General features: G+C 60.0%; 9 protein-coding genes. 4 read left to right on the forward strand and 5 right to left on the reverse strand.

What is annotated here, in order from left to right; translation table 11 throughout:
* The first annotated feature begins 23 nt into the window (after positions 1-23).
* Entirely contained in the window at positions 24-1,052 is a 1,029-nt protein-coding gene (locus QEN43_RS08060) for a zinc-dependent alcohol dehydrogenase family protein (protein ID WP_026611901.1), read from the forward strand.
* A 38-nt stretch (positions 1,053-1,090) separates the two neighbouring features.
* On the opposite strand, the gene QEN43_RS08065 is transcribed toward QEN43_RS08060, so the two are convergent.
* The 4 genes from QEN43_RS08065 to QEN43_RS08080 form a co-directional block, all read right to left on the reverse strand.
* On the reverse strand, positions 1,091-1,660 hold the full coding sequence (locus tag QEN43_RS08065) for a hypothetical protein (protein ID WP_026611900.1): 570 nt from the start codon (positions 1,658-1,660) through the stop codon (positions 1,091-1,093).
* Between the two features lie 288 nt (positions 1,661-1,948).
* A complete protein-coding gene (locus tag QEN43_RS08070; RefSeq protein ID WP_026611899.1) occupies positions 1,949-2,449 on the reverse strand; it encodes a c-type heme family protein in 501 nt (166 codons plus the stop codon).
* 24 nt (positions 2,450-2,473) lie between these two features.
* The gene (locus QEN43_RS08075; protein ID WP_026611898.1) at positions 2,474-2,788 is read right to left on the reverse strand and encodes a hypothetical protein; all 315 of its coding nucleotides are present in this window, start codon (positions 2,786-2,788) and stop codon (positions 2,474-2,476) included.
* Positions 2,789-2,877: 89 nt separating this feature from the next.
* Positions 2,878-3,036 carry a hypothetical protein gene (locus QEN43_RS08080; RefSeq protein ID WP_156912898.1) on the reverse strand — a complete coding sequence of 53 codons (159 nt, stop codon included), beginning with the start codon at positions 3,034-3,036 and terminating at the stop codon, positions 2,878-2,880.
* A gap of 403 nt (positions 3,037-3,439) precedes the next feature.
* On the opposite strand from QEN43_RS08080, the gene QEN43_RS08085 reads away from it, so the two are divergent.
* Both QEN43_RS08085 and QEN43_RS08090 read left to right on the forward strand, forming a co-directional pair.
* Positions 3,440-7,516 carry a hypothetical protein gene (locus tag QEN43_RS08085; RefSeq protein WP_317963924.1) on the forward strand — a complete coding sequence of 1,359 codons (4,077 nt, stop codon included), beginning with the start codon at positions 3,440-3,442 and terminating at the stop codon, positions 7,514-7,516.
* A 568-nt stretch (positions 7,517-8,084) separates the two neighbouring features.
* A complete protein-coding gene (locus QEN43_RS08090) occupies positions 8,085-9,449 on the forward strand; it encodes an NAD-dependent succinate-semialdehyde dehydrogenase (protein WP_026611895.1) in 1,365 nt (454 codons plus the stop codon).
* 167 nt (positions 9,450-9,616) lie between these two features.
* Here QEN43_RS08090 and smbP read toward each other — a convergent pair whose 3' ends face one another.
* Positions 9,617-9,955 (reverse strand): small metal-binding protein SmbP, encoded by a 339-nt coding sequence (smbP, locus tag QEN43_RS08095; RefSeq protein WP_026611894.1) that lies wholly within the window; start codon positions 9,953-9,955, stop codon positions 9,617-9,619.
* 1,079 nt (positions 9,956-11,034) lie between these two features.
* On the opposite strand from smbP, the gene QEN43_RS08100 reads away from it, so the two are divergent.
* Positions 11,035-12,435: an efflux transporter outer membrane subunit gene (locus QEN43_RS08100; protein ID WP_317963925.1), complete on the forward strand. Its 1,401-nt coding sequence runs from the start codon at positions 11,035-11,037 to the stop codon at positions 12,433-12,435.
* Positions 12,436-12,543: the final 108 nt, after the last annotated feature.

Genomic DNA, 12,543 nt, shown 5'->3' on the forward strand with positions numbered 1-12,543 from the left:
GACGTTTTTACAAAGGTCGTGTCATGAAAGCGATGGTCTTGGAAAGAATTTCCACGCTGACGGAAAATCCGACACCTCTGGTTCTCGCGGAATGGCCGAAGCCGGTTCCGCGTTCCGGCGAGCTGTTGATCCATGTCTCTGTCTGCGGGGTCTGCCATACCGAACTCGACGAAATCGAAGGCCGCACGCCCCCTGCCCGGCTCCCGATGATTCTGGGACATCAAGTCGTAGGCCGGGTGGCCGAGCTCGGCTCCTCCGTAACAGGGTTCGCCGTCGGCGATCGCGTAGGCGTCGCCTGGATTCACTCTGCCTGCGGCGTCTGCGCACACTGCCAGGCAGGCAACGAAAATCTCTGCGAGCGTTTCGAAGCCACCGGTCGCGATGCCCACGGCGGCTATGCGGAGTACATAACCGCCCCGGCAGAATTCGTGTTCCCCATTCCCGATGCCTTTTCCGACGTCGAAGCGGCGCCTTTGCTGTGCGCGGGAGCGATCGGCTATCGCTCGCTCAAACTGACCGAACTCGAGGACGGCGAAACGCTAGGACTCAGCGGCTTCGGCGCCTCGGCCCATCTGGTTCTGATGATGGTTCGCCACCGTTATCCGAACACGCGGGTTTTCGTGTTCGCCCGAAATTCGGAAGAACGGGCCTTCGCCTTGGAATTGGGCGCAGCCTGGGCCGGCGACTGGACCGACGAACCGCCGGGAAAAGCGGACGCCATCATCGACACCACACCGGTCTGGAAACCCGTGGTCGAATCCCTAAGACATCTCGCTCCTGGCGGACGCCTGGTCGTCAATGCGATCCGCAAGGAAGACGTCGACAAGGACTATTTGCTGCAGCTCGAATATCCAAGCCATTTATGGATGGAGAAGGAAATCAAGAGCGTAGCCAACGTCGCCCGAAGCGACGTCGGCGATTTTCTGGCTCTGGCCGCCGCGATTCCCATTCGCCCCGAAGTCGAGGAATACGCCCTCGAAGACGCGAACCAAGCGCTGCTCGATCTCAAAACCCGTAGGATTCGCGGCGCGAAAGTGCTTAAGATTGCATGAAGGACCTCGTCAATCGGCACGCCGGGCGCGGTGCCGGCTTACGAGCCGATCGCCCGGCGGTAGCAATAATCGAACAGCAGCTGCCATTCTTTCAGCTGTATGGTCCGGCACAGGCGTTCGGCCTGGCTCTTACCTGTGCGGCTGGCCTCGCACAGGTCGACAAACCGATGCGGGTCCCATTGCCGCTGTTCCACCAAAAACCGCGTCTCGGGAAGCAGTGACGCCTGCTCCGCGAGACTTTTTGCCGCCTCGCACAAATCCGGAAAAACCGGATGCTGCCCCACCCGATTGAACCAGTATTTGCTGTTCCAACTGTCCGGCTCGCGGCGGTGCATGATGCCGTGCCAATAGCTGCCGGTAGATGTCGAAACGGACTGGCTGATGCGATGGCTCTCATCGAGGAAGTCGTGATACAGCCATATCCCGGCGAGACAGCATTTCGCCATACTGGCATCTTTCACCTCGTGGGGAAGAAACGCTTCATCGACCGACAGCGCCTTGAGCAAAGGGTAAACCGACTCGTTCGGCGTTCCCGGACCGAGCGGATTCAAGCGTTCTTCGGCTAACAGCGGCTGAAAAACCGAACCGTAACGTGCTGGATCGAACATAATCGAACTCCTTTACCGTTCGCTTCAAGAGAAATGAATAAATGATACGCCGGCGACGCCGCAACGGTGCACCGCGAGAGGTATTCGAGACGACGGGGAGGAATTAAGGGGGGAAAGGAAACGCGGCTCTTTTAATCAGGCCTGTAAATACCCTCCTTGTATTTACAGGCCGTCCCCCAGTCCGGTAAACACCCGGCCTGGGCTCACGCGGCTGGTCGCCGCGCCGGATTAGGCCGACTCATCTTTATAGGCCGGGTTAATAGAGCCGCATTTCCTACATTTGGACGGTTATTCGATCACCGGAACCTTATAGGCCAATGCGCCGATAGGACCGGTCTTGTCCTTGAAATTGGCGTGACACATCACGCACTTTTCCATGACAACCGGAATTCCTGTGGCCATGTAGAGATAGCGCTTGCCGCCCTCGTTGACCACACGCTTATAGTACTCCTCGCCGGCCAGCAGTTTTTCCTTGGCTGTTTCCTCGAAATTGCCCGTCGGGGTATTTTCTTCGGGATTGGTCAATTGATCCGTCAACCCAAGAAGACGGACCTCATGAAACCCGTTCTTCTTCATTTCTGCAAACAGCAGCTTAGACGCCGTCGCTGCCGAGATGGACGAAGGATTTTCCACATAATGCTCGGTAATCAGCACGACCGCAGTCTTATACAGAGCGTCCAGCATCTTCACCTGTTCGACGGTGCGCGCGACAGCTGGATCGTCCTCGGCGGTTGCAGCACCCGCCGCAGCGGCCAATACCAAAGCAGACAGTGAATATTTCAGTTTCATTCTTATCCTCTTTTTCCTCTCTGATTATTCTGAGATCCAAGGAAACCCTGGCTGAGCCCCCCACTGACTCAAGGCGAACCGTTCGACCAGCATGCCGAACGCACTCCCGAACCGGGCGAGAAATATGAACGGAATCCACTCGTTCAGAGCTTCCCAAGAAACGAAAAACACCCGAACACCCTCGTTTTGGAACCCGTCCCGGTAGACGCCAAGAATCTCTTCGACAAGCTCGGGATCCACGATCAACTCGGATAGACTCCAAACAATAGCGTCCGGCAAACGCTCCCGTTCGTGACGAGAAAACGTGAGCGCCGCATTTTGATTTTTACTCGATACCATGTCAAATTATTGTTACAAAAGGCGTTCGACTCGAGCTGTACGTCAGCCATACGGGCATCGGCTCACGTTTAGCGGATGGGCATGTCTCATCACGTCCGGCTCACGCTTTGTTCGCCTCGAATCCGCATCCGCCCCTTACGGATGGCGGGAGGCTGCACCGCATCCTCGATGAAATGACGCAAACGCTTACCGACCTTGCCCATTCGGGTCATCGCCTCTTCGAAGTCAAGGTCGATCTCCCGGAACACACGGTCGGTCTTTCCTTGAGACTCGGCGAAGGGGCGCAAGCCTGCCGATGCCAGTAATCGCTAAACTCGCGGGTATCACCGATGCATCGGGATCATTGCGCGCCAGTGCGGCATCACTTCCAGATTGCTGGATCCAAAGAATGACGGTTCGGCGGTCAGGACTGGCTCTTTAGGAGTGATGGCTTACCACCGCCGACGAGTGGGTCGAACTCCGTAAGCTTTACTCCACGCTCGACGGGTGACGGAGTGAGCGCTAAATCCGAGCGCATACTGTCCGACACATCACTAAGCTTTCGATCATCTTTCGCGATAGACGCATTTCCGGCGTTACACTACCTTTACGCATCTGTATAACAAGAATCTCGGCCCTACCTCGCTTTTGGCCCTTCAGATGGAGAACCCCATGTTTCGTCGGTCGGCGTTATTGGTCTTTCCTTTCCTGTTGTTTTCGGTCATTGCTCTGGCGGCTCCGCTGGCACCAGACTCCGTTCCCGCCCCTCTTAAACCCTGGACCGACTGGGTCTTGCGCGGTCACGAAAATCGGACTTGCCCGCTGGTACACGGCAACCCCGAAGAGCGGCGCTGCGTTTGGCCGACCGGACTCGAATTAGTCCTAGACGATCGTGTCGGTCGTTTCGCCTTGACGGCCCGCGTTTACGCGGACGGGTGGCTGGCTCTTCCGGGCGACGCCGAACACTGGCCGCAGCAGGTCGAAGTAGACGGGAAACCGGCGGTAGTCGCTACCGTCGAGAACCGCCCTGGCATCCGTCTCGCGCCTGGGGAGCACATCGTCAGGGGCCGTTTCGTTTGGGACCGTCTACCCGAAAATCTCGCGGTGCCTACCGATGCGGGCATCATCGCTTTGACGGTCAAGGGCCAATCCGTCCCCTTCCCCGCCTTCAACGAGCAGGGGCAGTTATGGATCTACCGCGAGGCGTCCGGCGATGCCGGATCATCGGAGAGAGCCGAGACCGTGGACGTACAGGTTTATCGGCGGATCATTGACAGCACCCCGCTGCGCGTGGTGACGCATATCGATTTGGACGTATCCGGCAAACAGCGCGAGATCCTTCTCGATGGGGCACTGCCGACCGACTCGATCCCCTTGCAGGTCTCGTCGCCTCTGCCCGCCCGCCTGGAGCCGGACAACAAACTGCGCTTGCAGCTCCGTCCCGGACATTGGAGCGTAGAGCTCACGTCCCGCTTTCCGGGGCCGGTGGAGTCGCTGCCGCGGCCTCCGAGCAATGCGCCCTGGCCCGCCGAGGAAATCTGGGTTTTCGATGCACGCCCGCAGTTGCGCGTGGTCGAAGTCGAGGGCGTTCCCGCCGTCGATCCGCGTCAGACCAATCTTCCGAATGACTGGAAATCGCTCCCTGCTTACCGTATGGAATCCGATGCGACCATGAATCTACGCGTGATCCGGCGCGGCGATCCGGAACCTGAACCGGACAGTCTCACCTTACACCGGCGCATCTGGCTGGATTTCGACGGCGGCGGCTATACCGTGAACGACATGATCGGCGGGCGGATGACCCGGGATTGGAGGCTCAACGTACGCCCAGGCGTCGATCTCGGCCGGGTCGCCATCGACGGGCAGCCGCAAACCATTACGCGCGAAGACGAGACCGGGGCGGTCGGCGTGGAGGTGCGACGCGGAGCGGTCAACCTTTCGGCCGACAGCCGAATTGGCGACGTCCGAACGCTTTCCGCAACCGGATGGGACAAAGATTTCCAGTCTGTGAGTGCGGAACTCAACCTACCTCCGGGATGGCGCTTGCTCGCCGCTACCGGAGTGGACTACGCACCGGACACCTGGATCGCGCGATGGACGCTGCTCGATTTGTTCGTAGTACTGATCACGACCATGGCAGCGGCGCGATTGTGGTCCTGGCCATCTGCCGCCCTCACCTTGGTCGCCCTGGCGCTGCTCTGGCACGAGCCCGACGCGCCGCGCTACGTCTGGCTCAACATTCTAGCGGCGGCAGCCTTGTTGACGGTTCTGCCGAAAGGGCGAATCGCCTTGTTGGTTCGGATCTACCGGAATCTGGCGCTGTTGGCACTGGTTCTGATCGCGATTCCGTTCATGGTGGATCAGGCCCGTTTCGCGCTCTATCCGCAACTGGAGCAGCCTTGGTTCGAAATGCCCTCAGCCGCTCCCGCTCCCGTCATGTTTCGGAAACAGGCGGAAACCGCAGTCGAAGCACCGAAAGCCACGGATTCGTATGCACCGGAATCGAAACTCTACGGATCCGAACCCCGTCGGGCCGCTCCTGCCGTACCGGACCGGCGTGACCGGGCTTTCAGGGAAACCGATCCCAACGCTGTCACCCAAACCGGCCCTGGTCTTCCCGAGTGGTCATGGAAATCGATTCAGCTCGGCTGGAGCGGTCCCGTCCTCCGCGGTCAGGAAATCGGCCTGGTACTGCTCTCGCCGGCGGTCAATTTCGTGCTCAATATTTCGCGCATCGTGCTCGTGATTGCCCTGGCCCTGCTGTTCTCGGGCGGCAGGCCGCGTTTACCGCCTTCACTCCCACGCGCGGCAATGCCGCTGCTATTGATCCCTCTGATCTCGTTCGTCCCAGACGCCAACGCGGAATTTCCCGATCAGGCTTTGCTGGACGAATTGAAATCGCGCCTGCTTGCGCCATCCGATTGCTTGCCGCAGTGCGTCGAGGTCCCGCTGCTCACGATAGACGCCACGCGCTCAGGGCTCCAGCAGACCCTGGAAATCCACGCGCAGGAAACGATCGCCCTACCCTTGCCGGTTAACGCCGCGCAATGGATCCCGTCCAGAGTCGAGGTCGACAAGACCCCAGCGGAAGCCTTGTTCCGCGACCGGCAAGGCGGACTCTGGCTGGCGCTAAAGCCGGGGCGTCATATCGTCATGCTCTCCGGGCCCCTGCCTGGTCGCGATCAGCTGCAAATCCCCTTGCCGCTGAAACCGCGTCGCGTAGAAGCCACGGGCGAAGGCTGGCGGATCGACGGCATTCGCGAGAACGGCGTTCCCGAGGTCCAGCTGCAGCTGGTCAGGGTTCCTAACGGCGACCGACAGGGATCGGAGTTGCCGACGCTGGAATCCCGGCCTTTACCGCCGTTCCTCGAAGTCGAACGCACGCTCAAGATCGGCCTGGATTGGCGCGCGGTCACGGTAGTCCGCCGGGCCTCGCCGCCCGACCGTCCCGTAGCCGTCGCCATTCCGCTCATCGAGGGAGAATCGGTGGTCACGCCTGGGCTACAAGTCGATGACGGCAAGGTGATGGTCAATCTGCTGCCGGGCCAACGCCAGGTGAGTTGGGGATCGGTTTTGGCAAAAAAAACCGCAATCGTTCTTGAAGCACCGCATACTACTGACTGGACCGAGGTTTGGCGGGCGGATGTCAGCCCAATTTGGCACATGGAGTCCGAAGGACTGGTCGTCGTCCATCATCAGGACGCCGAGGGCAATTGGCTCCCGGAATGGCGCCCATGGCCGGGCGAGTCGGTCACACTTCATCTGACTCGGCCACAAAGCGTGCCGGGCAATACGCTGACGATAGACCGCAGCCACTTCGAACTGAATTCGGGCACACATGCATCGGACGCGACACTGACGCTTAGCCTGCGCAGCTCACAGGGCGGGCAGCATACCGTGACACTGCCGGAACAGGCCGAACTGCAATCGGTGGCCATCGACGGCACCACTCAGCCGATTCGCCAACACGGGCGCCTGGTTACGCTGCCGCTGCGCCCGGGCGAACTAACCGCGACCCTGGTGTGGCGCGAAGCAAACGGAATTCGCAGCCGCTTGGTCTCCCCTGAAATCGACCTCGGCGCGCCGAGCGTGAACAGCTCGATCACGTTTTCGGTAGGCCAAGATCGATGGGTGCTGCTAACAGGTGGTCCCCGCTTCGGGCCGGCCGTATTGTTCTGGGGCGTCCTCATCGTGATTGCCCTGGTTTCGATCGCATTGGGACGGCTGCCGTTGGCGCCGATCAAGACATGGCAGTGGTTCCTGCTGTTGATCGGCCTCAGTCAGATTCCGGTGATCGGCGGCATCGTCGTAGTCGGATGGCTGCTGGCCTTGGGGTGGCGGGCGAACGCCGGAGCCGGATTGCGCGATACCTGGTTCAATCTGCTCCAGTTGGGGCTCGCCCTGCTGACTCTAGCCGCGCTCTCCCTGTTGCTGGACGCAGTCCGCCAAGGATTGCTAGGGCTGCCGGACATGCAAATCGCGGGCAACGGCTCGGGCCCTTATCGTCTGAACTGGTATCAAGACCGCAGCGACCCGATGCTTCCCCGCCCCTGGATGATCTCGGCACCGCTCTGGGTGTATCGCGTACTGATGCTGGCTTGGGCCTTGTGGCTGGCCTACACGCTGCTGAACTGGCTGCGCTGGGGATGGAACTGCTACGCCTCGGGCGGCTTGTGGAGGCCGCGGAAAAAGAAGCAGCAGGCCGAGGCGGCTGATGCGGCGAAAACGGAGGAACCATCGGAACAGTAAGTCGTAACCGATTTGGCTATCGAGAGCCAGGCCGTGGGCCGAACGGGGTCATGTCGCGAAAGGATTCGCGATCTATCCCGGCGGTGCCGTTGGACCAACGGCTTTGTCGGCAAAGAATTGCCGGCCTACTCTCTCCCGATAGACACAGGTTTCTAAGTAAGCCCGCAGAACCGTCATTCCGGCGCGGATTGCCGAAATCCAGAGACCAAGGAGGGTGAGGCGTCTACATCCCCGTCATCTGGCCCCCGGCAATCCCTGCCGGGACGACGCGCTTTAACCGAGTGGACGTCAGGCATGAGGAGTACAGAAACACTCATCGATTGCTAGGTGCAAGGAGCGATGGTTCGGTGCTCATGGCTGGCTCTTTGGGTTGGTGGTTTACCACCGTCGACGCGCGGGCAAACTCCGTAAGTTTTATCCCGCTTTCGACGGGTAACAGAACACTAGCCGTAAACCATAACTCACGCGCTTCCCATGGGTCCAATACCGATACGAATCGCGATAGAACATACCCATCCGGAAGACGCGCTCCGAATCTATGCTCGAATCACCACTTGCGAGGAGAACGATGGACTACATCAGCATCAATCCGGCTACCGGTGAAACGCTCAAACGTTACACCACCTGGACGGAAGACGAACTGGAACAGGCGATGCGGCAGACTGCCGAGGCAGCGCCCGCCTGGCAATCAACCCGCGTCGGCGAGCGTTGCGAACGGCTGAAAGCAATTGCCGCCGAGCTGCGGAACGGTTTGGATGCTTATGCTTCGAAAATCACTCTGGAAATGGGAAAGCCGATTCAGGAGGCTCGCGCAGAAATCGAAAAATGTGCCTGGGTGTCCGAATACTTCGCCGAAAATGCCGAACGTTTCTTGCGCGATGAACCCGCCGAGACCGACGCGAGCCGGAGTTACGTGACGTTTCAGCCTCTCGGAACGATTTTGGGCATCATGCCCTGGAATTTCCCGTTCTGGCAGGTCTTCCGATCCGGCATACCGGCCCTTGCGGCGGGCAATTGTGTCCTACTCAAGCACGCTTGGAACGTGCCTCAATGCGCTGAAGCCGTCGAAGAGCTCTTCCGTCGGTCAGATTTCCCCGCCGGCGTGTTCCAGTGGCTCAGGATATCGCACGCCCAGAGCGAAAAACTCATCGACGACGCCCGCATCCACGCGATCAGCCTGACCGGAAGCGAACGGGCAGGAAAACGGATAGCGTCCCTAGCCGGAGCAAGCATCAAGAAGACCGTGTTGGAACTCGGCGGCTCGGATCCGTTCGTCGTTCTGGCCGATGCCGACCTCGAACTCGCCGCGACCACCGCGCTGACCGCGCGGTTCCAGAACTGCGGCCAAAGCTGCGTCGCAGCCAAGCGGTTCATTCTGGTGGATGCCATTGCGGACGAATTCCTAGAGCTGTTCAAGCACAAGGTCCAGTCGCTGACCGTTGGCGATCCTTCGTGGGAGGAGACTCGAATCGGTCCGATGGCCAGAAGCGATCTGCGCGACAGCCTCCATCGATTGGTCGCCGAATCCATTCGCCAAGGCGCCGTACCGGTCTTAGGCTGCAAGCCGGTGGAGGGTCCTGGTTATTTTTACGAACCCTCGATCCTCGACCAGGTAACACCCGGCATGCCGGCCTACGAGGAAGAGCTGTTCGGGCCCGTCGCCGTCGTCGTCCGTGTCCGCGATGAACAGGAGGCACTGACGATGGCCAATCGGCACCGCTACGGACTCGGCGCCTCGGTCTGGACCCGCGACCCGCGCAAAGGTGAAGATTTCGCGCGACGGTTCCAATGCGGCGCGGCCTTTGTTAACGGACTAGTAAAAAGCGATCCGCGCGTGCCCATCGGCGGGGTGAAAAACTCCGGATACGGCCGGGAATTGAGTATCTACGGCTTGAGGGAATTCGTGAATATCAAGACCGTGTGGATTGGCTGAAGATATGTCCTAGGTCCGCGGCCGGAGATCGCTGAAGGTAAGTCTATCCGTCGACGGACACCCCTCACGGGCGGCTTTTTTCGCCAAGACCGATTTTCAAATGGACATAGAAAAGCGGACAGGGAAGTGTCCCCTGCCCGCTTACGTTGAAGCGCGATCTCTAGTTCTTATCTAGCCAGTTTTAGATGCTTCAACGCTTCATCCGAATGCTGGGCAGCTATGTCGGCATGCCCCTGCTTTCCGTGCTCGATCGCCTGGTTGAGATGATCGATCGCTTCTTTCACATGCTTCGTAGCTTCATCGTGGTATTTCTCCGCGGCCTTGGCATGTGTGAGAGCTTCTTCCGCGTGCTGGGTCGCCTGCGGCGCGTGATTATCCTGACCATGGGCCAGCGCCTGTGCCGCGTGCTCGATGGCCTGGTCGGTGTGGGCGTCCCAGGCATAAGCCGTCCCGCTCACAGTCAAAACCAACGCTCCCGTCATTGGGAGAATCCACCGAATTCTCATATTTCGCCTCCTTATGGGTTGTTCATCGGTATCGACGGTCCAGCCCCCAGTTCAACACAGCGGGGGTAACCCAAGCGTAGCAGAAGGGTTGCACATCCGAAAGCGCTGCACGAAATGACGCTCTCCTGCTAGAGCCCAAACGGCGCGACCGTACCGATAATGAAATAAGCTTTTTCACATCCTTGCCGACCTGCGGTCACTCACGGCCAGCCAGATTCCTCCGCTGAACTGCCTCTTCATCCGGCCGACGCGTGTTATCACTTTGACACGACCGATCGGACTCTCGCCGCCTGGCTTCGGGACATCCGTCCCATTCGTACGGGACCCGATAAACCGCCCTTCTTCCAATGAACTTAATAGCTCCCTTTTCCATATGATTCGCTCCTTTTACCGCTTCGTAATTCGACGCTATCGTCTTATTCATCAGGCCCGTAAGAGCCTATCCCAATAGGCCATGCGCCCTGAGCCCTTCGACGGAGCTCAGGACGGCCCGTCCAAGGGTTTCTGAAGCCTATTGGGATAGGCTCTACATACCCTCCTGGTATATACGGACTGCCATCCAGGCCGGTACACGCCCGGCCTGGGCTCACGCGGCTTGCTGCCGCGGCGGGTATCCCTGCCCCAGATTAACTCGGCCGATATTTATAGTCTGGGTTAATAATTTGACACCTGGGTGACATCACACGCTTCCGGCGCGTGCCTTCCCTCAAGAATTTTTTCGCCGACAGTGCGGGGTTTGGCCGGCTCGTTCGTCTTATCTCTACCAAACATCGATTTCATGACGAGGCGGAGAAGGGGGGAACGAAGCTTATGCGCCACACACGCGATTCCGTCGCATCTTCGGAAACGCCGGCGGTTCTATTCATGCGCCTTATGCAGGCCGGATTCCGAGCATTTTATCGCCTGCGCCCTGACCTTCGGGGCCATTCCTATGACGCTCATCACAATCGTACTCGAGTGTCGGCTTACTCGACAATCGATATCCGGCGACACAAAGACTTCGCGGATCTCATCGGCCAAAGCCAGCCGCGTACGAAATCCAACAGACTGCCGACTACTGTCACCGACCCGATCCGCCGATGAGTGTCACGATGGATGGCATCGGCCCGTCCCGGCTATCGATCACGTTCTGCGGCCTGGTTCTCGCTCTGCTGGGCGGGTGTGGAACGATACCCGAGCGGGATGTGAACGATGTAGGCGCCCCGATCCCTTCGGCCTGGACCGCTACGACGAGTCCGCAAGAAGCGGTTTCCGAGCATTGGGTCGAAACCTTCGCCGATGCAACGCTGAGCGCCCTGGTTTCCGAGGCTTTGGCGAGTAATTATGACCTGAAGGCCGCGGCGGCCCGTGTGGAAGCCGCGCGGCAACAGGCCCGTATCGACGGTGCCGGCCGCTGGCCGCAGCTCTATTTTGCTCCCGGCTATGAACGCGCCCAGGTGCGCAGTGCCGGCTTCGGCTCGACCGAGTTCGGTGCCTTCGAAGCCTTGTTCTCGCTGGACTGGGAATTGGACGTGTGGGGGCGGATACGCGCGTTTCAACAAGCGTCCGTGAGCGAAGCCGTGGCGACCGAAGCCGACTTTCACGCTGCGCGCCTCTCCCTCGCAGCACGAACGGCACAGGTCTATTTCGAACTGGCCGAGGCCAAGCTCCAGGCGGAAGTCGCCGAACAATCGATACGGGATCGCCGCACCATCGTCGAATTGGTCCGCGGGCGATTCACCCGCGGCCTTACCCGCGGCCTCGACCTGCGCCTTGCGCTCACCGATCTCGCCAATGCCGAAGCTCAATTGGCTGAGGCGCGCAACCGGGTTCAGGCGGTGACCCGGCTTTTGGAAGTCTTGTTGGGACGTTATCCGGCGGCCGATCTGACAATGACGGCGTCCTTGCCTGATCCGCCCGCTCCGCTCGCGGCCGGCGTGCCTTCGGAACTCCTCGGACGACGTCCCGATGTGATCGCCGCGTTCGAGCGGCTGCGCGCCGCCGATTTTCGGCTGGAGAGCGCCGAGAAGGCCCTGCTGCCGCGTATTGCGCTCACCGCCTCTGGCGGCACCCGTAGCCCCGCCCTGACCGAACTGGTCGACCCCCGCGCGGCGGTCTGGAACGTCGCGATGGGGTTTCTCCAGCCACTCTTCACCGGCGGGCGGATCATGGGGGAGATTCGGCTGAATCGGGCACTGACGGAGGAAGCGCTCAATCGGTACAAGAACACGGCGCTCAACGCCTTCCGCGAAGTGGAACAGTCGCTCGCCGCGGAAGAATGGCTGAGAGAGCAGGAACAGGCGCTCCGGGAAGCCGTCGAGCAGACCGAAGCAAGCCAGAAACTGGCGATCTATTCCTACCGCCACGGCTTCATCGAAATCCTGACCCTGCTCGACAGCTACCGCAGTACCCTGAACGCGCAAAGCGCTCATCTTGCGATCAAACGGCAGTTGCTCAACAACCGGATCGGCCTCTATCTGGCGCTGGGAGGGGGAGTATGAGGCCCGAGACTGGAAGAACCGCCTCTCGTGCCCGGAATTCGAACGGTACTCAAAACACACGGGGCCGAATACCGGTTCCTCCGACCCCGGGCCTCGCGTCCCCCGCCT

The organism is Methylocaldum szegediense (genome assembly GCF_949769195.1).
Taxonomy (GTDB): Bacteria; Pseudomonadota; Gammaproteobacteria; order Methylococcales; family Methylococcaceae; genus Methylocaldum; species Methylocaldum szegediense.

Bases quoted from the DNA above. Each gene is read 5' to 3' on its own strand.
- QEN43_RS08090 (WP_026611895.1), top strand. From the start codon at position 8,085: ATGGACTACATCAGCATCAATCCGGCTACCGGTGAAACGCTCAAACGT.
- QEN43_RS08070 (WP_026611899.1), bottom strand. From the start codon at position 2,449: ATGAAACTGAAATATTCACTGTCTGCTTTGGTATTGGCCGCTGCGGCG.
- QEN43_RS08075 (WP_026611898.1), bottom strand. From the start codon at position 2,788: ATGGTATCGAGTAAAAATCAAAATGCGGCGCTCACGTTTTCTCGTCAC.
- QEN43_RS08100 (WP_317963925.1), top strand. From the start codon at position 11,035: ATGAGTGTCACGATGGATGGCATCGGCCCGTCCCGGCTATCGATCACG.
- smbP (WP_026611894.1), bottom strand. From the start codon at position 9,955: ATGAGAATTCGGTGGATTCTCCCAATGACGGGAGCGTTGGTTTTGACT.
- QEN43_RS08065 (WP_026611900.1), bottom strand. From the start codon at position 1,660: ATGTTCGATCCAGCACGTTACGGTTCGGTTTTTCAGCCGCTGTTAGCC.
- QEN43_RS08060 (WP_026611901.1), top strand. From the start codon at position 24: ATGAAAGCGATGGTCTTGGAAAGAATTTCCACGCTGACGGAAAATCCG.
- QEN43_RS08085 (WP_317963924.1), top strand. From the start codon at position 3,440: ATGTTTCGTCGGTCGGCGTTATTGGTCTTTCCTTTCCTGTTGTTTTCG.